Source organism: Lacibacter sp. H375, assembly GCF_037892425.1.
GTDB lineage: Bacteria > Bacteroidota > Bacteroidia > Chitinophagales > Chitinophagaceae > Lacibacter.
This window is the reverse complement of sequence record NZ_JBBKTT010000001.1, coordinates 2,110,163-2,132,174: the sequence shown is the minus strand read 5'-3', so window position 1 is coordinate 2,132,174 and position 22,012 is coordinate 2,110,163. Positions and strand designations below refer to the sequence as shown.

Here is a 22,012-nt window from a genome sequence, read left to right as displayed (position 1 = left end):
TAACAGTTCAAAAATCGAATTATTTTACGCTTAAAATTTACCCGTTCTAATTAAATTAAAACGTTGCTGTTGCTTTCAAACTTTCAAAGAACTTTGTTTGTTTTCGTGTCCCCGTTTTTTAAACGGAGTGCAAAGGTAAGTGGCTTTTTTAATTCACCAAATTTTTCTTTGTTTTCTCTCAACTTTTTTTGCTGATTTCATTCGAAGAATAAACTTGTTTTGATGTGAACTTTCGCTGTAAACCTTTTGAAGAACTTTCGCTTTTTTCAAAGCGGGTTGCAAAGGTAAGCGGCAATTTTAATCTGCCAAATTTTTCTTCGTTTTATTTCAACTTTTTTTATCGATTTGAACGTGGGAAAGAATCTGTTTTATTGCTGATTTTCACTGCCAACCTTTGAAGAACTTTCGCTTTTTTCAAAGCGGGTTGCAAAGGTAAGCGGCAATTTTAATCTGCCAAATTTTTCTTCGTTTTATTTCAACTTTTTTAGAAACAAATAAAAAGGAATCGATAGAGTTGAGAGGAGAAAATAACCTTTTGAAGAACTACCCGTTTTTTTCAAAGCGGGCTGCAAAGGTAACGGTGTAATGGGTTACAAACCAAACCTTTTTGAATCTTTTTTCAGGGCAAAAGCTGAAATGCTTTGTGGCAAAGCGTTTCAGCGTAAAATAATTTTCTATGGTTTAAGGAAGAGTTGCTCAGGATAGTTCACCCGAACTAAAAACAGGCCTTTTGCAGGTGCCGAAAAATCTGCAGCAGCCAGTGCTTTTTGAGTAAGAAGTGTTTCAAAAGCTTCAAATGTCATGGTTCCTCTGGCCACTCTCACCATTGTTCCAACAAGCCCACGCACCATTCCCCTTAAAAAACGGTTTGCCTGAACATGATAAACAAGACATCCATCCTCTTTTATCCATTCACTTACGGTAATGTTGCATTGAAATGTTTTAACCTGGGTATTACGTTTTGAAAAGGCAGAAAAATCAAGGTTATTCTTTACCAATTGAGCACATTCGTCTAATAACGATTCGTCAAGTGTGTATGGCAGGTACCAGGCACGATCGTCGATAAAGGGATTTTTTTTATCGTAAATAAAGTACTTGTATACCCTGGCTGTTGCGTGAAAACGGCTGTGCGCATCGGGCTTAACTTCCTTTACAGACTTAATTACGATGGCCGGAGGCAAAATAGCATTGAGATTATAAACAGAAGCCTGTGGAAATTCATCTTCCAAATCGAAATGAAAATAGTTCTGGAGCGCATGTACACCTGCATCTGTTCTTGATGAACCGGTAAGCTCCACCTCTTTTCTGAAAAAGATCCGGAAAGCTTTCTCTACTTCAGCCTGAATGGTAACAGCATTCTGCTGCACCTGGAAACCACTGTACCCTTCCCCTTTGTAACTAAGCTCCAGAAAGTAACGTGGCATAGCTTATTGATTAGGGAGAAGGGCAATGAACCGCTTTTTATAATACTCGTCCTGAATGGTTTCACCCAAAGACTTAAAGTTGCTGTAGTCTGTTACGAATGGCAAGGCTGTATCAAAAAAACGATAACGTCCTTCATCTGTAAGGAATAATGCCGACAGGTTTCTCAACTGACTTGTGGTAAAACATTTTGTGCGGAAAGCTTTCTTTGCTTCATCTACCAACTGCTCATCCCTCCTTTGTGAAGCCATGCGGCGGCGAAGCTTTATCAAATCGTCTTCGGTAGCAAAATCTTTACAGTTACTATTTGGTAATGCTGCTGTTTCTTTTTTCTGAACTGGTTCTGTAACTGCCGGAGGGGCAACAGGTTCTTTCTTTTCAACTACTTCTTCTTTCTTCACAACAGGCTCTTCTTTTTTGGGCTGTTCAACCACTAACACGGTGTCTTTCTTTATACTCTCTGCTTTTGGTGTTTCGATTATTGCAGGAGGTACAATAGGATTTGCTACTGTATCCCGTTCAATAAACAGGCGAACCGTATCTTTCAATCCATTGCTTTCACCAACTTCAAACACAAAATCAGCTCCTTCCCTGCTTTCAAATCTTCGAACCTGTTTGATGGATGATTTTGCAGGAGCAACCCAATCTGGCTCCGTTACCACAGGTAGTTCAATAACTTTTTCAGGCTTTACTTCGGGTTTGGCGGTTATTGTATCTTTTGCAGGTGTAGTAGCTACAACTTCAACCTTTGTGGGTTTTGCTGTATCCACAACTACAGGTTTAGGCTCCTTAACCACCGTTACTGTTTTCACGGTACTATCCTGAGTTACTTTCGAAAGCATGTTGCTGAAAGGATCATTTGCAGGTGCAACTGTGCTGCTTGTGCTGGTATTGGTTGCCGCAGTTTTAACCGCAGCGTAAACTATCGCAGATGTTTGAAGATCATACAGCCCCCAGCCTTTATCACTAAAGTTTTTTAACAGAAACCCTTTATCTGCTTTATCAATTGTATATCTGAATTGCTGTTCCTGCTGATCGCTTTTTGGGAAACCTACTGCAAAATCTACCACTCCATCCTTCAGCTTCGGAAGAATCAGGTAGCCCGAAGAAGATGAACTAATGATCCTGTTATTATACTTGATATAAAAAGGTTGCTGGTTGTCTGTTTGGAGATAAATGAAATGATTTAACTGGCTTTTTGCCTGCAGGCTGAAAAAGGCTGAAACCACCATAACTAATGCAAGTCTTTTGATCACTGATGTTCGCATAGCAACAAAGCTAATTTTTTTTGTTTATCCGAATCACAAACCATTTGTCAAAATCTACTGTCCAAATCACGAGCCACTTTATCTTTACACGCTAAAAATCAAGAAAACAGGAAACCCGTAACAAATGCTTGCCGTCATACACTTATTTGTAAACAGGTACTCCCAAACAAACAATTAAAAGAAATCATGAAAAGAAATCTCATCATCGGCCTGTTGGTGCTTAGCGTTAACGCCGTATTTGCCCAGGAGCAGGAACCGGCTGATACAAGCTGGAAAAAGATCTATCGTGCAACGCCTGAAAAGACACACGCACTTGTAAACACAAAACTTGAAGCCAGTTTTGATATACCAAATGCACAGTTAAAAGGGAACGCATGGCTTACTCTGAAGCCTTACTTCTATCCAAGTAATACACTAATCCTTGATGCAAAAGGAATGGAGATTAAAGAAGTGGCTATTCAGAATGGAACAGCACGCACTAAACTAAAGCATGAATATGATGGATTGCTGTTGAAAGTAACTCTCGACAAAACCTACAAAGGTGGCGAGGCGTATACCGTATACATCAACTATGTAGCAAAGCCAAACGATTTTAAAACAGAAGGCAGTGCTGCTATTACCGATGCAAAAGGTTTGTACTTTATCAACCCCAAAGGCGAAGAGAAGGACAAACCAACGCAGTTCTGGACGCAAGGTGAGACCGAAGCTACCAGCGTTTGGATTCCTACAATCGACAAAACAAATCAGAAAACAACACAGGATTTTTATTTAACTGTGCCGGCAAAATGGGTAACACTAAGCAATGGCAAACTGATGAGCCAAAAACCAAACAGCAATGGCACACGCACTGATTACTGGAAGATGGATCAACCACACTCTCCATATCTCTTCTTTATGGGGGCAGGCGATTTTGCAGTGGTGAAAGAAAGCTGGCGAGGAAAAGAAGTAAGTTATTATGTTGATAAAGAATATGCTTCTGTTGCAAAGAAAATCTTTGGCAATACACCCGAGATGATGACTTATTTTTCAAAGATTACTGGTGTTGACTACCCTTGGGTGAAATATGCGCAAATGGTGGGTCGTGATTATGTAAGTGGCGCTATGGAAAATACCACTGCCACGCTTCACCAGGAAAGTGCACAGCAGGATGCACGTGAATTAGTGGATGGCAACAGATGGGAAGGCACGATTGCTCATGAATTATTTCATCACTGGTTTGGCGATTATGTAACTTCTGAAAGCTGGAGCAACCTTACACTCAATGAATCATTTGCTGATTACAGTGAATACCTCTGGGATGAATACAAATTCAGCAAAGACAAAGCAGATGCAACACATTACAGTGCCATGCAGGGATATTTAGGCAGCGGCAGCGAAAACAAACATCTTGTACGATATTACTACCGTGATAAGGAAGATATGTTTGATGCAGTGAGTTACAGTAAAGGAGGCCGCATCTTGCACATGCTCCGTAACTACGTTGGTGACAGTGCTTTCTTCAAATCACTGAATCTTTATTTAAGTACAAACAAATACAAATCAGCTGAAGCGCATCAATTACGTATTGCCTTTGAAGAAATAACCGGCAAGGATCTTAACTGGTTCTTTAACCAATGGTATTTTGGTGCAGGGCATCCTGTATTAGATATTACTTACAGTTATGATGAAAGCGGAAAGAAAGTGAATGTGATCGTAAAACAAACACAAAAAGAAAAATTGTTTCAACTTCCCGTTGCAATTGACATTTACAATGGCAGTAGCAAAAAACGTGAGCAGGTTTGGGTTAAAAATGCAGTTGATACATTTTCATTTGCTGTATCTGCAAAACCTGATCTTGTGAATTTTGATGGCGACAAAGTGCTGCTGGCAGTAAAGAAAGAAAACAAAACACTTGAAGAATACATTCATCAATACAAGTATGCAGGTTTGTATTTAGACAGAAGAGAAGCAATCGATTTTATTTCGAAGAAACAAGACGATGCAAAAGCTGTTGCATTTATGAAAGAAGCGATCAATGACAAATACAGCGGTCTGCGCAATTTTGCCATTGGCAAATTAGATGTAAAGAAAACAGCCATTGTTGATGCAACAGAAAGTTCTATTGAAGCCATTGCAAAAAAAGACCCAAGCCGTATTGTACGCAGTGCAGCAGTTACGTTCTTAGGCAACTTGAAGAAACCTGTTTACAAAACAATGTTTACTTCTATGATCAATGATTCATCTTATACTTTAAGTGCTGCTGCATTAACAGCATTGGAGAAACTTGATCCGCCTGCTGCATTAACCGAAGCAAAGCGTTTGTCAAAACAGACTATGAAAGGAAATCTCCTTGAAGCGGTGGCGAATACATTGATCAAAAGTGGCGATGAAAATTCGTTTGATGAGATCACCAAAGCATACAGCAGCATGGGCTTATCACAGGCAAAATTCAATTTAACTGCTACTTATGCCAACATGCTCGGCACTATTAAGAATACAGAAAAAGTAAAACGAGGTATTGATGAAATTGTAAAATTCCGTGAAGCAATACCCGAACAATATGGTTTAGGTCCGGTGTTTGAGAATTTCCTCAAAACCATCATTGGTAAAAAAGAAACTTTGAAGAAAGCAGGGGAAGATGTGAACGCACTACAGGAACAGATCGATTATATTAAGAGCAAGATGAAGTGATGAGAGAACAAGTGATGAAACAAAAATGCGGTTCTGTTGAACCGCATTTTTGTTTGTGTTAACTAAGCCCGATTTTTATTTCAATGTATCCCGTAACGCAAGCAGTATCGAATTAACATACTTTAATTGCACCTGGGATGGCTCATCAGGTTCCGCCAAAATTTCACCAGCCTTTACAATCTCGTACTTAAAACTTATTGCATAGAAAGCATATAAAGGATTCATTGAATGCCCGGGCAATGGAGATGCATAGCCCGTAATGCCAATACCCAAATCACTGGTGAACGACTTGCTCACGGCCACTGCCATTTCCGACGCAACAAATGCTGACACGCAGTTACAACTAACCGCATGCAAAACATCAACATGCAGATGCTGGTATTTCTGCCTGGCATTGTAGGCTGTGATTCCGCCCTGAAAAAAAATAGTTGCATTTTCAGCAGATGCCAAGGCGGCCTGCAACAAACCCGCTGTTACGCTCTCTGCTACAGCAATCGTGTATTGTTCCCGGAATAAAATATTGGCGATCTCCTGTAAAATAGTTTTGTTGAACATGCAACCTGTATTGTTTTATAAAACAGGAACTAATCAAATTCTGTTCCTGAGAATAAAGGAGCTATGGGGAGAGAAGTGGTATAACTGGCTGTGTTATGAATATATATTGCAAGATTTTGCTGATGTTTTCCTGACGATGATAAACGTTAAAGGATCGAACCGGAAAGACTTGAGTTAAGATTGGATAGCCCTGACGAAATTTTAAAACTGCCCGAATTCGATCGATCAATATTACGGGCGCTGTACCTCTCATTAATTGTGTAAGAAAAGGATCCGGTTTTCATAACGGCAATCTGTCTCATGGCAGCATAGTTGGCGCAAGGGTGGAAATCACCATTGGAAATCGTATAGCCGAAACAGCGAACTAGTTTTTTGAAAAAACTATTGACCACTAAAATTATCCTGCCAGGCCATCGGTATATGCAACACTTTCAATCCAGCCTTTTATTTGATCGGATGTTCTGCCCATTTTTTTGCCAAGCCGCTCAAGTAATTCCTCCTCTTTTCCTTTTTCGTATGCAAGATCTGCTTCGGTTAAGTAAGGTTCGGCTTCAAGCAATTTCTCTTTTACTTCTTCCCATGGAAGGTTTATGTTTAACGTTGTTCCCATGCTTTCATACACTCAATTTTTAAGCCATAAAAAAGCCGCCAGTTAAGGCGGCCCATCTATCATTTAATAGCGTAACCATTTACCAATCACCCCCTGCTCCACCGCCACCAAAACTACCTCCGCCAAAACCACCAAAGCCTCCTCCGCTGCTGCCACCACCGCCCCAGCCGCCTCCACCGGATCCGCCTGAAGGTAACCACCAGATGGGTGGCGTATTGTCAAACTTACGGTAACCTCTGCGGCTCATCATACCACCGCCACCTCTTTTATTGATGTTGGAAATAATGATCATGATAACAATGAAAATGATAGCTGCAACAGGAATACTGCCACCACCTTTTCCTTTTTTCCGGTTACTGTAACCGGCTGGTGCTTTGTATTCTCCTGCTGCTGCACGCATAAGGTCGCTGGTACCTTCATCTAATCCACGATAAATATCATTGGCTTTAAAGTTGGGAACAATATCAGCTTCAATGATCTTCTTTGTTGTTATATCAGGTATAGCTCCTTCAAGGCCGTAGCCAGTAGCAATCCATACTTTTCGTTTACCACGTTCTTTATCTTCCAGCACTACAATGATCAAACCATTGTTAAACTCTTTACCTCCCACGCCCCACTTACGGCCAAGTGCAACCGCAAAATCTCCAATGTCATAGTCACCAATGTCACCAATCGTTACAATAACGATCTGGTTTGATGTACTGTCGTCGTAAGCAACAAGCTTGCGTTCAAGCGCTTCTTCCTGTTCGGGGGTAAGTTTATCCAGGTAATCATTCACCAGCCGGGCCGGGTTTGGAACAGGCGGAATATACTTTTCAATTCCCTGTGTACGACCTGCTAAGGCCAGCACAAGGAATAAAAAAGAAAGTATGGTTGATTGAATAGATTTCATGTAATTTATCATCGTCCAAAAACGATGTCGTCGGGTAATTCGTTCCTGTCTTCGTTTTCATAAGGAAAATGTGTAACCAGTGCATCACCTATATCAGTAATGATCTTTACAATTCCTTCCGCATAATTCTGTTTACCAAATGAAGAAAGCATTTGCTTTACTTCATTGTTCCAGAAAGAAGTGCCAACTTTTTCGTGAATGCCTTTATCGCCAAACACAGCCAGCTGATGATCTTTCATGGCAATGTACAGCAACACACCGTTGCGGTCTTCTGTTTGCTCCATTTTCAAACCAAAGAAAACTTCCACTGCACGATCAACCGGATCAACATAACTGCAACGGCTTTCAATGAACACACGTATCTCACCTGATGTACGCTTCTCCGATGCACGGATTGCATTAACAACCGCTTCATGCTCGTCCGGCGTAAACCAGTCTTTCTGTTTGGTAAGGAATGAAAAGATACCCATTTGTTGTTTGTCAGAATTTTACTTCGGGTGCGTTATCGCTGCCAGGTTCTGCTGCAAAACCTTCTTTTGCCTTAAAGCCAAAGAGATTTGCGACAAGACTCGAAGGAAATTGCCTTACTGATTGATTATATAGATTAATCGTTTCATTAAAATCTTTTCTTGCAATTTTTATTCTTCTCTCTGTGCCTTCAAGTTGGGTTTGCAAACCTACGAATGCTTCTGTAGACTTTAAATCAGGATAATCTTCGACTACTGCAATTAATCGGTTCATTGAATTTGCTAACTCAGCCTGCGTTTTCTCCTGAGAATTATAATTTGAATAACTCAGGCCTTTGTTAAGATTTGAAACCGCTGCGGATCTTTTCTGCGCTATCTCTTCAAGTATTTTTTTTTCAAACGCAGCAGAACCTTGGACAACTGCAACTAAAGATGGTACAAGGTCAGCCCTTCGTTGATAATTATTTTGCATCTCATTCCACATCAGCTTAACACCTTCATCTCTTCTTACCAAATTGTTATAAGTAATAATAAAATAAATAACAATAGCGATAACAGCAATAAGCGCAACAATATATTTTTTAGACATTATTCTAAATATATAGTTAGAATTTTACCTCAGGTGCTTTATCTGTTCCTTCAGCAGCCTTGAATCCTTCTTTGGCTTTGAACCCAAACATCCCCGCAAAAAGATTCATTGGAAAAGAACGTACCATAACATTGTAGCCGTTAATTGCCTCATTGAATGTTTTGCGAGAGTTTTTAATGTTATTTTCAATTTGCTCCAATTGACCTTGCAATTGCTGGAATCCAGCCACAGCTTTCAAATCAGGATATTTTTCTACGGTAACAAGCAGCCTGCTTAAAGCACCTGACAGCTCAGATTGGGCTTGTTCAAACTTTGCCAAGTTTTCTGGAGTTAAATCTTCCGCTTTTAATTGGATAGACGTCGCTTTTGATCTCGCCTCAATTACTTTTGTCAGAGTCTCCTGTTCAAAATTAGCGGCTCCTTTTACTGTATTAACAAGATTTGGAACAAGATCAGCTCGATTTTGATATTCTGTCTGAACATTATTCCACGCATTTTTTACAACTTCATCCTGCTTTACCAAGCCATTATAACCGCTGCAACCTCTAAAAAGTATAAAGGCTAAAAGAACAGCTACAACAATGGTAATGATGCGTCCGGGTTTCATGTGTGTTTATTTTTGTTTTAATTGACTAATAAGTGTGTTACTTTTTCTGTTTGTTACAGATAGCAGATAAAATACTGGCGGGATCGACAATGCATTTCTCATTAAATTTAAACGAAACATTTTACTTGTCAAGATGATTTTTACATAACACAAAGGGTGCCGAGCTTGTAAAGCTGACACCCTGACGTTCTTTTTTTTATCGGTTGAGATGATTATTCTTTAATTGCAGCAATTCCTGGCAATGTTTTTCCTTCGAAAAATTCAAGCATTGCTCCTCCGCCGGTTGAGATATAACTCACCTTATCAGTAAATCCAAAATCGTTCACAGCCGCAACACTGTCACCTCCTCCCACTAAAGAGAAAGCACCTTTACCGGTAGCATCAGCCACGGCTTGCGCAACGGTTTTTGTTCCGTGCTGGAATTTTGTCATTTCAAACACACCCATCGGGCCGTTCCATAAAATGGTTTTTGAATGCAACAATACATTCCTGAATTGTTCACAGGCATTTACTCCAATATCCAAACCCATCCAGCCTTCAGGGATATGATTGCTTGGTGCGGTTGAAGTATTGGCATCGGCTGCAAACTTGTCGGCAATCACCGAGTCACTCGGCAAATGAATAGACACTCCTTTAGCAGCTGCTTTTTCAAGAATTTCTTTAGCTGTATCGAGACGGTCTTCCTCACACAATGAATTACCGATTGTGCCGCCCATTGCTTTCATGAATGTGTATGCCATACCGCCACCAATAATAATATCGGTTGCACGTTCCAGTAAGTTTTCGATGATGAGAATTTTATCGCTCACCTTGGCACCGCCGATAATCGCTGTGAAAGGTTTCTCCGCCTGCAATAATACTTTTTCTCCTGCTGCCACTTCGCCTTCCATTAATAAACCGAACATTCTTTTTTCTGATGGAAAAAATTGTGCGATCACTGCTGTTGAAGCGTGTGCTCGGTGCGCTGTGCCGAAGGCATCATTCACATACACATCACCCAGCTTGCTGAGTTTTTCTGCAAAAGCTGCATCACCCTTTTCTTCTTCTTTATAAAAACGTAAATTCTCAAGAAGCAACACTTCACCAGGTTTCATCATACCTGCTGTGAGGTATGCCTGCTCGCCAATGCAATCATTGGCAAATAAAACAGTTGTGTTACCGCCAAGTAATTCAGCAAGATGTGGTATGAGATGTTTGAGTGATGATTTTTCTTCGGGACCATCTTTAGGGCGACCGAGATGACTCATTAAAATTACACTACCACCATCATTCAATATTTTTTTGATGGTTGGGATAGCTGCAGTCATTCTTGTATCATCAGTAATGGCTTGTGTCTGTTTATCAAGCGGCACATTAAAATCAACACGGATCAATGCTTTCTCTCCGCTGAAATTATGGTTTGAAAATTTGCTCATAATTATTATGGTTTGGTTCAATAGTTTAAGTGTAAAACGAAGTTACAGGCTGGCGCAGAAAAATAATTCAGTTCATGATTATTTCTGCACTGCTGCCAATAGTTGTTCAACGCAATGAATGTTACGGCTCACATCATTTTCTCCTTCGATCTTTGCTTTCATCAATGCACCGCTGATGAGTTGATAACCTTTCACAGCATCTTCTTTGCTGAAAAAACAAGTGTACCAATCGCCCAGTTCATTCTCGTAAGCCATGCTCACTTTATTGCTGTAGAATTTAATGGGCTGCGGATACCAGGTACCTCCCGGATTTTCCAGGTTATTATCTTTTGCATGCTGATAAAATGCCAATAAAAATTGCAGGTAAGCAACAACACGTTGTTTTAGCTGCACATCATTTTCTTGCTGAGTTGGTCTGTTCCGCCAACTATGCATTTCCTTGTTGAATGGATCGTTTTTGGAGCTGTTTGTTACGGCCAAAACTTTTACCAATTCATCAGGATTGGCTTTATCAACCGGGTATGCGCTGTAAAAACTGAATTGTGCTTTTCCTTTTGGTAGAGATTGATCAATAAGGTATCGCTCCTTAATTGTTGTGTCGCCAATTTCAGGATCAAGCACCAATAATTTTTTCTGTGCATCAAATGACCACTTACCTTGTTCAAACAAAAGATCTGCACAAAGTGTGTAGTTGCCATTGGGATAAAAACGAAGGGCATACAAACCAAGTTTGTTGCCACTGTCATCTTCATCTTTTTCTTTTTGCACATACCACTCGCTGTTCTTCGGGTCAGGAGGCAGCAACTTTGCAGTGCCGTTACCGCTGTTGCAGGCAAGGAATAAAAAAGGGATACTCCAAACGAAATATCCCTTTAACAGTTTTGTATTCACAAAAATCTTACTTGATAAGTTTAGCAAAATAGTGAAGTGTACGCACCAACTGGCTCACATAACTCATTTCGTTGTCATACCAGCTAACTACACGTACCAATTGAGAATCACCTACATTCTGAACTCTTGTTTGCGTTGCATCAAACAAAGAACCGTAGCTGATACCAATAATATCGCTGCTCACAATTTCATCTTCTGTATAACCGAAGCTTTCGTTTGATGCGGCTTTCATAGCGGCATTTACTTCTTCAACAGTTACTTTCTTGCTTAAGATAGCAGTCACTTCTGTTAATGAACCGGTGAGTGTTGGTACACGTTGTGCACTACCATCGAGCTTTCCTTTTAAGCTTGGTAATACCAGGCCAATTGCCTTTGCAGCACCTGTGCTGTTAGGAACAATGTTCTGAGCCGCTGCACGTGCACGACGCAAGTCACCTTTTGGATGAGGAGCATCTTGTGTGTTCTGATCGTTTGTGTATGCGTGTACAGTTGTCATTAAGCCATTCACAATATTGTATTTCTCTTCAAGCACCTGTGCCATTGGAGCCAAACAGTTTGTTGTACAGCTTGCACAGCTGATCACTGTTTCGCTGCCATCGAGGATATTATGGTTAACATTAAATACAATTGTTTTAAGATCGCCAGTTGCCGGTGCACTAATCACCACTTTCTTAGCACCTGCTGTAATGTGACCTTCAGCTTTTGCTTTATCAGCAAAGAAACCTGTACACTCAAGCACAACGTCTACATTATGTGATCCCCAGGGAATTTGTGCAGGATCTTTCTGAGCATAAATCTTGATCTCGTCGCCATTAACAATAATCGAATTATCGGTGCTCTTTACTTCAGCATCAAAACGGCCCTGTGCTGTATCATACTTTAATAAGTGACCTAATACCTTTGGAGAAGTAAGATCATTGATCGCCACCACATCAATTCCTTCCATTTTATAGATTTGGCGATAAACCAACCTGCCGATACGTCCGAAGCCATTAATCGCAACTTTTACTGTGCTCATGAGAAATATAGTTTAGTAGTTAAAAATGCGCTGCGAAGTTAATGAGATTAACCATTAAAGCCTGTTAGTTTTTACTTGCGCAACAGATAATTCTTGTCAGTAAAATACAGGCTGATGAAAAGCACCTTGCTCTATTTTCCTGATTTGTATCCTTGTTTTGAATAAATTCTTGAAAATTGTTTGGGAGGTAATAAGCCCAAACCTATCTTTGCACTCCCAAAAATAAACGCCGCGTTGGTCAAGGGGTTAAGACGCCTCCCTTTCACGGAGGAATCACGGGTTCGAATCCCGTACGTGGTACAAGCCCCGCTTTTTGCGGGGTTTTTTGTTTCCCGCAATGGCTTGCCATCAACATCAGCTTCACTAAACTGGTTTACCATGTACTCGGTCAACTCATAAAAACAACCTGCAATTTTACTGCATCAACTGAAAATTCAACCGCATATTTACCTCCCCATTTTTGTTTTTACGACGTGAAAATGCCGGTTAACACCGGCGTTTTGGGTTTGAATGAGTACAATTTCAACCAATTCAAAAAAATATTTCAGTGTTTCTGAGTTTCGTTTTTTTAAACGAAGTATTGATTTTCAATACCTTTCTGTTGCGAATTTTACTATTTCCCAGTACTGCGAAAATTACTTCGTAGTTCTACTATTGTTGATGTTAAAAACTCGGTGCAACTTTGTTCCAGATAAGAAGATACCCTTAGACGAATTGATAGTTTACCGAAAGACGAATAGCAAGATTCTTTAGCCAAGCAGATTCCGACCCTATAAAAAGAACAACAATGACGTACCTCTACCCAACATCAAAAAGAGCCTTCGTGCTTGTACTTGTCCTGCTTTTAAACTCACAAGCAGGTTTTTCCCAGATTTATTTTAATAATCCTCAACTCGTTAGTGGTACTGATTTACAGCAGGGTGCTGTTTACCGTTATGACAACGTGGCTCCGTTTGCGAATGCATTTGTTACAATTAGCCACATTGAAAACGGCAGTACAATTCTACACATGGACGAGAACGGATTTGGGTATGATGGAGGTTTTCAGCCACTGATCAAGTCGGGTGGCAAAAACGAATCTTATGTAACATTCACCTTTCAGTTTGTTCATTCAATAACCGGCCAGCCCTTTTTATTCCCAACCATGAACGCCATGATACTTGATATTGACGGCAGCAATCAAATGAAAGAATTTGCCGAATTGAATATGAACGGTGGCGTATCTGCTTTGATGAATGCAACTCCGCATATTGCCCTTCAAAACAACATCAACCGGGTAATTGCTCACAATACTGCCGGTGTTGAGATTGGCGGAATCAGCACAAGTGCTACAGAGGTAATGTTCCAGGTTGCCGGCTTAAACATATCTACATTTGAAGTAAAGTTCGGTGCAAATTCAGAAACGGGTTCACATGCTTCAAGACAATACAGTTTATATTTCAACAACTTTACACTGCCTTCTACATTGCCCGTTTCATTACTTAGTTTCCAGGCTAATCTTCAGGATAGGAATGCATTGTTGAGCTGGTCAACAACCAATCACTACAACTTCAGTCACTTTGTAGTTGAAAAGAGTGTTGATGCAAGAAGTTTTAAAGAAGCAGCCATTGTATTTGCTCCTGAAACAACATCATCAGAAAACAATTTCAAATACAAAGACGACCTGCAGAACAGCACTGACAAAGCAGTCTACTATCGATTGAAAATGGTGGATGTAGATGGCAAGTCATCTTATTCAGAAACACGAATGGTGCGTTTAACAGAAGGACATAAAGTTAAGATCAGCACCTTCCCTAACCCTGCAACAAATGAAGTGCGTGTAATGATCCCGAATGACTGGCAGGAGAAAATGGTAACTTATGAAATTTATAACAGCACAGGAGTTTTGGTGCAACGTTATCAAAACAAAGAAGCGGCACAAGTACAACAATTGAATGTGCAACGATTAAATACCGGCAACTACATCCTGAAAGTAAATAACGGTACAATCGTCAGCACTTCGAAATTTATTAAACAATAACCGGTTCCGGTAAAGACTATATGTTGCTGGCCTGACAAACACTGTTGCTAACCTTTACACATTACTCAATCCACATTTGATAACTGACATATTAACCTGATTATTTTTACGGACAAAGCAAGTTGCTAACCAACTGCACCTTAAACAAACTTAAAAGAACCACAAATGGAATACATGATCAAAATACTTACAGATCTTTTCAAACCTATTAAAGTGAAATTCCCTTCATTTGGTTTTACACAACTGCAGCCTGTTTACGTAAAGAATCAAAAAGAATCATTCGATAAAAAATATTAGCTGGTCTCTTGGTACGGAAAGAATTGTTGCTAACCCATCCACATTAGAAGTGAAGTTTACCCAAACCCAAATCCGCATCGGGTTTTTCCTGACGGTGCCCTCCGGAAAACGGAGGGCTTTTTTATATCCCTATTTCAAAATGCAATTCCGGAATTACAACATCTGTAAATCCTTTTCGCATCAACCGTTGTTGAAACGCCTGTTGCACTTCAAACTCACCATGAACAATAAATAACTTATCTACCAACTTTGGATCCTGGCAAGCGAGCCACTGACTCATATCTTCATAATCGCCATGCGCACTCATGCTGCGGATTTGACCTATCTCCGCATGCACTTCCTTTTCTACCCCAAATATTTTTACCTCTTTGCGACCTTCGAGAAGCTTTCCACCTAAAGAACGTGGTTCGCAATAACCGGTAAGCAGAATGGTATTGCGGCTGTTCTCAATTGCATTGTTGATATGGTGTTTTACTCTCCCAGCATCAGCCATGCCACTTGCGCTGATGACTACATATGGACCGCTTTTGAAGTTTAATAATTTTGATTCATCTACTGTCTTTACAAACTTCAATCCTTTAAAACCAAACGGATCATTATCGGTTTGCAATACTTTTTGAATGCGTTTATTAAAATATTCCGGATAGCTTTTTACGATCTGTGTAGCTTCCATACTCAATGGACTATCTACAAAATACTCAAGCTCGGGCAAGCGGCGTTCAAGTTCCAGCTGATTAAGATCGTACAGCAGCTCCTGTGTGCGCCCCACGCTAAATGCAGGAACAATAAGCTTTCCTCTTTTTTGCAAACATGCTTTTTCTATCCATTGCAATAACTGATCAGGAGTTGAAACAGCATTATCATGTAAACTGTTCCCATAAGTTGATTCCATAATAATGATATCAGCCTGTGGAAACTCTTGTGGAGATTTTAAGATCACATCACGGTAACGGCCAATATCACCCGAAAAAGTAAGTGTCTTTGTTTTGCCGTTTTCTGTAACCCGTAAATGCACGCATGCACTGCCGATAATATGACCGGCATCGGTGAACATTGCTTCAATGCCATCGGCTACTTTAAACCATTGGCCATACTCATGTTGAACAAAACGGTCAAGTGCAGCCTTTGCATCTTCAATGGTGTACAATGGTTGCAGGTAAGGCATATTGGTTGCGGCCCGGCGCTTGTTCTCATATTTCACTTCATCTTCCTGTATCTCTGCGCTATCTTCTAATAAAACGGTGGTAAGTGATGCAGTAGCATCTGTACAATGAATATCGCCTCTGTACCCATCTTTACATAACTTCGGAATCAAACCACTATGATCAATATGTGCATGACTCAGGATCATATAATCGATCTGGGCCGGATCAAAACCCCAATGCCGATTCAAGGCATCGGTATCTTTACCCATACCTTGAAACAAACCACAGTCGAGCAATAATCGTTTACCGTTTACTGTAAGTATATGTTTGCTGCCTGTAACACAACGTGCAGCTCCGTGAAATGAAAGTTTCATGAATCAATTTGAAAATTTGAAAATTGAAGAATTTGAAAATTGTTTCATTCTCAAAAGTTCTCCATTATTTTTTATGCCTTTGCTTTAAAGGACCATGTAATATAGAACTCTGCAACAATCTCACCAGCTTTGTTACGTCCGGTTGATTTTGCCTTCATACTTTTTCCTTCACCTGTAGCAATGGCCTCATCAACTAATTGCTCCATCTGCTTTCCGTCTTCACATACAAAACTTGTAACATCAGTTGCCTTCTTGAAAAAATTTCCTTCAATATTAACAACCAGCATTGACACTTCTGGCTTTCTACCGGTGATCTGCATTAATCCCAACACACCGGTTGTCATTTCTGCAGCCATTGCCAAACACGCAAAGTAAGTTGAGCGAAATGGATTTTGTGAAAACCACTTGTACGGCACCGTTACCACACACCTTTCTTCTGTAACTGATTGAATTCTTACGCCGCTGAAAAAAGCAGAAGGCAGCTTCAGCAACAGAAACAACTTTCCTTTGATGGGATGTGTTATTTGCTTTATAAACTGGGTGGCTGATTCTTTCATATGTAATTGCAGTGAGTCAAACACCGATAGCATATGACTCACTGCATTTTTATTTTGTTATTTCAACAATACAAGCTACTACGTTATTGGCATCTCCCGTTACATCAAAACGCATGGTTCCATTACCTGTTGCTGAATAACGCACATTACGAATGAGTGATGATCTTAATGCACTGTTCAACCTGCTGCCAAAATCACTTGAAGGATTGGCACTGAGCTGTTGATTTAACTGATACCAATCCAATTCTTTTTTACTTATCACTACCGCAATTACATCTCTGCCGCCCACGCCAATACTATCAGGTGTCATACTTTTATCTTTTGGAAATAAGCGCACACCTGTGATGCCGCAGAAAGGAGAATATTTCGTTTTTGTTGCATCGTCAGCTCTTGGATAAGGAAACAAGGTATAGCTTGTGCCATCTACTTCTTTACCGAATACATACACATAACATTCAGTTGTATTCTTCAACTCCATTTTAAATTTATCACCGGGGCGAACAGGTGCTGTTGTTTCGAAACGGTTGCCTCCAATATTTCGTAAAGCAATATAATCACCAGCAACTGTTTTCTGTCCTTCGTACTTCACACTAACCAATCCTACCTCACACGCAAACTTTTGCACGTTTTCATTCCCTGCGTGCATTGGATTTACCCCATACGCTTCACGAACATAGGTTTGAAAATCTCCATACCGTACCCATGCAAAACCATTGGTGCCCCACTCTTGTCCCCAACTGTTCATGATCAAAAAAGAACCGCCGTATTTCTTATCATCATACCCAACCACACACATTGCATGACCACCAAAGCCCATCATACTTCTATCTCCTGACTCAGGTATCCACACATCTTTTCCCATCATGGGCTGCATAAAACTTTGTCCCACCATCATACCAATAACAACAGGTGCACCTTGTGAAAGATTTTCCCGGATTGCACGCAAATCAACAGCATCATTACGATCGCCTAAACTCAAACGGTTGAAACCACGCATACGATACTGAGCTGCCTGTTGCTGCAAACTATTATCGGGTTGACGTTGGCAATCCTGATCGGTATAAGGAAACTGATCGTACGGCACATCGCCACGTTTTGTCATAAACTCCATTGCACGGATGATGTATGAACCCTGGCAACCTTCCAAACCAATTTGATTATACATGAACGAAGGAGAGAACACCACTTCGTTTGGTTGTTTACCTGTACGTGATGATTCTAAGATGGTATGCGCTGCAAATGCACTGCTCCAGGCAACACAACTACCTTGGGAACCCTGGTTCTGGGGTGTGGGACAAAATTTTTGGAGATTGGCAGATTCCGGCAAAGGATTTTTTGTATCATCATCAGCCAGGGGTTCGTAGATCTCTGCTTTTTCAAATTGTTGCGGATCTAAAAAGCCACCTGTTGTAAGACCTCCGGCAATATCGCTTATGCTGCTTAGGTTGCAGCCACCACGACCTAATAAAAAGTATGCACCTATACCAATGGCAAGAAGCAACAATAATCCTTTTCCTTTACCGCCACCGCCACCACGGCCAAACAAACTTAAAAGCAATGGCAACAAGCTGAGTAAACCTCCGCCGCCACCACCTCTTCCTCCGCCACCGGGAAATCCACCTCCACCACTATTATTGCTTTGATCCTGCGGGTCATCTGTCATTCTTATGGGCATCGCTAAGTGTTTTTAATGTTGATTAAATGTAATGCAATTTTTGAAGAACGGAAATGCATCTGCAAGCAATGCATCTTATCTTACAAGAAAATAATCATGCCGAAATTTATTGTACTCGTTTCTTGCCTGCTATTGATGACTTTCTCATTAAATGCACAAACAAAAGCCGATACAGTTATTGCTCAAACAAAAGATGTAGAAACGATTGATGCAATTATTGCCTCATTATACAATGTTATCAGCGGGCCGGCCGGCGAACCTCGAAACTGGAACCGCATGCGCAGTTTGTTTTTGCCAGAAGGAAAATTAGTAGCAACCGCTGTACGCCCAACAGGCGAAGTGGTAAAGCGGGTGCTAACTGTTGAAGACTATATAACACAAAGCGGACCAGTAATTGAAAAAAATGGGTTCTTTGAAAAAGAAATCAATCGTAAACAGGAAGTGTACGGACATATTGCACATTGCTTCAGTACCTATGAAGCAAGAAGAACAGCAACAGATGTTGAACCATTTATGCGTGGCATTAACAGCATTCAATTATACAATGACGGGAAACGTTGGTGGATACTGACTGTGTTCTGGCAAACAGAAAACAAAGATCTGTTGATACCGAAGGAGTATATACCAAATTAATTTACAGAATTTGCAACTTATGAAGCTACTTCTTCTAATTTTCGTATCAGCATTTTTGATTATAGGCTGCAATGAGCAAAAAACCTCTAATTCTAAAAAAGCATTTGTAAAGCAAGCTATCAATGCCATTAAGAGCAATGACACAGGGAATGTATTTCGATTGATTGATACCAACTATTGCTTTTTGATTTATGGAAAAGAAGATTTTATTTACAAAATCTCTTTAGCATCGAAACAAATTAAGAATGCGGTTAATGAACAGCGATCTTTAAAAGAGATGCGCTCTATTTTCGATTCAGGCAATCAAACTACCGAGTTTATAATAAATTACTACATCCTTGACTCAACGGAACATGAAAAAAATGAGCTTATCTTAAAATTCACTCTTTTAAACAACATTTCTGATAACAAAATCACATTTATTGATTTTACTTTCAAGGATAACATTGAATCAATTCTTTTGGAGCCTATCCCAAAGAGTTGAAATATTGTAATTTCCTTCTACAATTCTATTGTACTTCCCAGCCAAGCCATCATCGCCATGCCAATTTCAATTGCATTTTCATCAATATTAAAAGTTGGAGTATGCACACCGCTACTGATTCCTCTTTCTTTATTCATAACACCAAGTCGAAAGAAACAACCAGGAATTACCTGCGAGTAATAACCAAAATCTTCTGCACCCATGCGTAATTCCGTTTCTTCCACATGTGCAGCTCCTAATAATTCGGCAGCTTTTGCTTTTGCTTTTTCGTTGAGTGCTTCATTATTATAAACAGTTGGATAACCAACATCAATATGCAGATCAAGTTCACCGCCCATGCTCTGTACCAATTGTGTTGCATTACGACGAATCAACTCATGTGCTTCAAAACGCCAGGCTTCATCCATCGCACGGAATGTACCCATCAACTTTACTTCGTTAGGAATAACGTTAGTGGTTGTACCTGCATTGAACGCTGTGATCGACAACACAGATGGATTGTGCGGATTTCGGTTACGGCTGATGATCTGCTGCAAACTCACTACCAAATGTGAAGCAATTAAAATCGGATCAACAGATAAATGCGGCGAAGCGGCATGACCACCTTTCCCTTTTACTGTCATATACAATTCATCAGCACTTGCCATTACTTTACCGCCACGGAAACTAAGTTGACCTAATTGCAAACCCGGATGCACATGCAAACCAAAAATGCATTGTGGTTTTGGATTTTCTAATACACCTTCTTTGATCATGATACTTGCACCACCAGGATTTTTTTCTTCACCGGGTTGAAAGATGAGTTTTACGGTTCCTTCCCACTCGGCTTTTAATTCATTAAGAATTTTTGCAGCGCCGAGTAAACAGGTTGTATGCACATCATGTCCGCAAGCATGCATAACACCCGCAACTTTTGATTTATATGGCACATCATTCTCTTCCAGTATCGGCAATGCATCCATATCAGCACGCAATGCAATCACTTTTGCTGAAGGATTTTTCCCTTCGATCAAACCAACTACGCCTGTTTCGGCCATTACTGTAAACGGAATACCAAGCTCTTTGAGTTTTGCTTGTACGAACTTTGATGTTTCAAATTCTTTGTAACTGAGTTCAGGATTTGCATGCAGATGATGACGCACCGCAATAAACTCATCTTTATACTGTTTGGCGAGGGCTTGTATCTGATCTTTTAACATAGATGCGCAAAAGTACAAAAACCTGCAACGTTGCAGGCTTTATTGATGACAGCTTAAGGTTATTTGAAAGATTCACTTCCTACAAACCGAAAGGAATTACTTGCTATTTTCTTCTTTTTCAGGAGGAGCTTTGTATTCAATTTCGCTGGGAATTACAAATACACCGGTAGGAAACATACGGGCCAGTTCTTTTTTCAGATCATCGGCTTCACTCTTTTCAACAAAGTTGCCAATGCGTATTTTGAAATATGGTGCCTGGTACATGAGGTATGTTTTCTGTTCAGGGTAGAGCGTCAATAATCTTGATTTTGTTGCTAAAGCCTGGTTACGGTCGGTAGTGTTCAACACCTGGATCCGATAACCTTTGCTGGGCTTTTTGGCATCGGCCGCTTTTTTGTTGATCTCAGCTTTCTTTTTCACTAACAGATCCAAACGACTGTCTTTCACGACAAATACATTACTTCCAACCGTATCAACAACAGTCTGCGCCTTGCTGATTGAAACAAAACTTATAACGAAACAAAACAGGATGATCTTTTTCATATTACTGGTTCAAACTTTCTTTTACGATGGCAACGCTGGCACTGCAACCCAATCTGTCGGCACCTGCTTCGATCAATTGTTTGGCAAAAACATAATTACGAATACCACCTGAAGCCTTTATTTTAATGTTAGACGGTAAATGCTTCCGCATCAGTTGCACGGCTTCCAATGTAGCGCCATTTTCTGCGTAACCGGTAGAGGTTTTTACAAAATCTGCGCCAAGTTCTGCATAAATTTCGCAGCAGCGTATGATCTCATCATCAGTCAACACTCCACTTTCAATAATGATCTTGATGTGCTTTTCTTTTTTATGTGCCATGGGGATGATGGTTTCCCCTTCATGTTTTACAAAGTTCCAGTCGCCGTTTTTAATAGCAGAGATATTTGCCACCATATCAATTTCGTCAACCCCATCAACGATCGACAACAGGGTTTCAGTCACCTTTGCTTCAATGGCCGAATAACCAAATGGAAAACCAATGACCGTTGCTGTCTTTACACTTGAGCCGCCAACCAGTCCTTTTGCAAAACGAGAAAAAGGCGGAGGCACGCAAACCGCTGCAAAATTATACAGGGTTGCTTCGGTGCAGAGTTGTTCAATATCACTGATGAGTGTTGTTGGTTTTAGAACTGTATGGTCGATATATGAAGCAATGTTCATGGCGCAAATGTATTTTTTTA

General features: G+C 40.3%; 22 protein-coding genes and 1 tRNA gene. 6 read left to right on the top strand and 17 right to left on the bottom strand.

Annotated features, from left to right (window positions below; genetic code table 11):
* Positions 1-674: 674 nt before the first annotated feature.
* Complete coding sequence (gene truA / locus WG954_RS09320) at positions 675-1,424, bottom strand: tRNA pseudouridine(38-40) synthase TruA (protein WP_340435784.1); 750 nt, start codon at positions 1,422-1,424, stop codon at positions 675-677.
* A 3-nt stretch (positions 1,425-1,427) separates the two neighbouring features.
* Complete coding sequence (locus WG954_RS09315; protein ID WP_340435782.1) at positions 1,428-2,690, bottom strand: DUF4476 domain-containing protein; 1,263 nt, start codon at positions 2,688-2,690, stop codon at positions 1,428-1,430.
* Between the two features lie 186 nt (positions 2,691-2,876).
* Here WG954_RS09315 and WG954_RS09310 point away from each other — a divergent pair, with 186 nt between their 5' ends.
* Positions 2,877-5,360 (top strand): M1 family aminopeptidase, encoded by a 2,484-nt coding sequence (locus WG954_RS09310; RefSeq protein WP_340435780.1) that lies wholly within the window; start codon positions 2,877-2,879, stop codon positions 5,358-5,360.
* Between the two features lie 75 nt (positions 5,361-5,435).
* Here the strand turns inward: WG954_RS09310 and WG954_RS09305 are convergent, their stop codons facing one another.
* The 9 genes from WG954_RS09305 to gap form a co-directional block, all read right to left on the bottom strand.
* A complete protein-coding gene (locus WG954_RS09305; protein ID WP_340435778.1) occupies positions 5,436-5,915 on the bottom strand; it encodes a CinA family protein in 480 nt (159 codons plus the stop codon).
* 397 nt (positions 5,916-6,312) lie between these two features.
* Complete coding sequence (locus WG954_RS09300; protein ID WP_340435776.1) at positions 6,313-6,525, bottom strand: hypothetical protein; 213 nt, start codon at positions 6,523-6,525, stop codon at positions 6,313-6,315.
* Between the two features lie 79 nt (positions 6,526-6,604).
* Positions 6,605-7,417 (bottom strand): TPM domain-containing protein, encoded by an 813-nt coding sequence (locus WG954_RS09295; protein WP_340435774.1) that lies wholly within the window; start codon positions 7,415-7,417, stop codon positions 6,605-6,607.
* A gap of 8 nt (positions 7,418-7,425) precedes the next feature.
* A complete protein-coding gene (locus WG954_RS09290) occupies positions 7,426-7,887 on the bottom strand; it encodes a TPM domain-containing protein (protein WP_340435772.1) in 462 nt (153 codons plus the stop codon).
* A 10-nt stretch (positions 7,888-7,897) separates the two neighbouring features.
* Positions 7,898-8,473 (bottom strand): LemA family protein, encoded by a 576-nt coding sequence (locus tag WG954_RS09285; RefSeq protein WP_340435770.1) that lies wholly within the window; start codon positions 8,471-8,473, stop codon positions 7,898-7,900.
* Positions 8,474-8,489: 16 nt separating this feature from the next.
* Positions 8,490-9,080 carry a LemA family protein gene (locus WG954_RS09280; RefSeq protein ID WP_340435768.1) on the bottom strand — a complete coding sequence of 197 codons (591 nt, stop codon included), beginning with the start codon at positions 9,078-9,080 and terminating at the stop codon, positions 8,490-8,492.
* A gap of 212 nt (positions 9,081-9,292) precedes the next feature.
* On the bottom strand, positions 9,293-10,495 hold the full coding sequence (locus WG954_RS09275) for a phosphoglycerate kinase (protein WP_340435766.1): 1,203 nt from the start codon (positions 10,493-10,495) through the stop codon (positions 9,293-9,295).
* Between the two features lie 78 nt (positions 10,496-10,573).
* Positions 10,574-11,386, bottom strand: coding sequence for a hypothetical protein (locus tag WG954_RS09270; protein ID WP_340435762.1), 813 nt, complete (start codon positions 11,384-11,386; stop codon positions 10,574-10,576).
* Between the two features lie 7 nt (positions 11,387-11,393).
* Positions 11,394-12,404, bottom strand: a complete 1,011-nt coding sequence (gene gap, locus WG954_RS09265; protein WP_340435759.1) for a type I glyceraldehyde-3-phosphate dehydrogenase — start codon at positions 12,402-12,404, stop codon at positions 11,394-11,396.
* Positions 12,405-12,632: 228 nt separating this feature from the next.
* Between gap and WG954_RS09260 the strand changes: the two genes are divergently transcribed.
* The 3 genes from WG954_RS09260 (at position 12,633) to WG954_RS09250 (ending at position 14,721) form a co-directional block, all read left to right on the top strand.
* A tRNA-Glu gene (locus WG954_RS09260) sits at positions 12,633-12,704 on the top strand.
* A 487-nt stretch (positions 12,705-13,191) separates the two neighbouring features.
* Positions 13,192-14,424, top strand: a complete 1,233-nt coding sequence (locus tag WG954_RS09255) for a T9SS type A sorting domain-containing protein (protein WP_340435757.1) — start codon at positions 13,192-13,194, stop codon at positions 14,422-14,424.
* A 174-nt stretch (positions 14,425-14,598) separates the two neighbouring features.
* Positions 14,599-14,721 (top strand): hypothetical protein, encoded by a 123-nt coding sequence (locus WG954_RS09250; RefSeq protein ID WP_340435755.1) that lies wholly within the window; start codon positions 14,599-14,601, stop codon positions 14,719-14,721.
* A 121-nt stretch (positions 14,722-14,842) separates the two neighbouring features.
* Here the strand turns inward: WG954_RS09250 and WG954_RS09245 are convergent, their stop codons facing one another.
* The 3 genes from WG954_RS09245 to WG954_RS09235 all read right to left on the bottom strand — a co-directional run bounded on the left by WG954_RS09245 (position 14,843) and on the right by WG954_RS09235 (position 18,472).
* Entirely contained in the window at positions 14,843-16,240 is a 1,398-nt protein-coding gene (locus tag WG954_RS09245) for an MBL fold metallo-hydrolase RNA specificity domain-containing protein (RefSeq protein WP_340435753.1), read from the bottom strand.
* 71 nt (positions 16,241-16,311) lie between these two features.
* Positions 16,312-16,830, bottom strand: coding sequence for a DUF4442 domain-containing protein (locus tag WG954_RS09240; RefSeq protein ID WP_340438910.1), 519 nt, complete (start codon positions 16,828-16,830; stop codon positions 16,312-16,314).
* A gap of 16 nt (positions 16,831-16,846) precedes the next feature.
* Positions 16,847-18,472, bottom strand: coding sequence for a C1 family peptidase (locus WG954_RS09235; RefSeq protein ID WP_340435751.1), 1,626 nt, complete (start codon positions 18,470-18,472; stop codon positions 16,847-16,849).
* A 96-nt stretch (positions 18,473-18,568) separates the two neighbouring features.
* On the opposite strand from WG954_RS09235, the gene WG954_RS09230 reads away from it, so the two are divergent.
* Positions 18,569-19,105 (top strand): hypothetical protein, encoded by a 537-nt coding sequence (locus WG954_RS09230; protein ID WP_340435749.1) that lies wholly within the window; start codon positions 18,569-18,571, stop codon positions 19,103-19,105.
* 19 nt (positions 19,106-19,124) lie between these two features.
* On the top strand, positions 19,125-19,589 hold the full coding sequence (locus WG954_RS09225; protein WP_340435748.1) for a hypothetical protein: 465 nt from the start codon (positions 19,125-19,127) through the stop codon (positions 19,587-19,589).
* 17 nt (positions 19,590-19,606) lie between these two features.
* Here the strand turns inward: WG954_RS09225 and WG954_RS09220 are convergent, their stop codons facing one another.
* From WG954_RS09220 to deoC, 3 genes are all read right to left on the bottom strand, one after another.
* Complete coding sequence (locus WG954_RS09220; protein WP_340435746.1) at positions 19,607-20,788, bottom strand: M20 metallopeptidase family protein; 1,182 nt, start codon at positions 20,786-20,788, stop codon at positions 19,607-19,609.
* A gap of 96 nt (positions 20,789-20,884) precedes the next feature.
* Positions 20,885-21,331: an SPOR domain-containing protein gene (locus WG954_RS09215; RefSeq protein ID WP_340435744.1), complete on the bottom strand. Its 447-nt coding sequence runs from the start codon at positions 21,329-21,331 to the stop codon at positions 20,885-20,887.
* A gap of 1 nt (position 21,332) precedes the next feature.
* On the bottom strand, positions 21,333-21,992 hold the full coding sequence (gene deoC / locus WG954_RS09210; protein WP_340435743.1) for a deoxyribose-phosphate aldolase: 660 nt from the start codon (positions 21,990-21,992) through the stop codon (positions 21,333-21,335).
* Positions 21,993-22,012 lie beyond the last annotated feature (20 nt).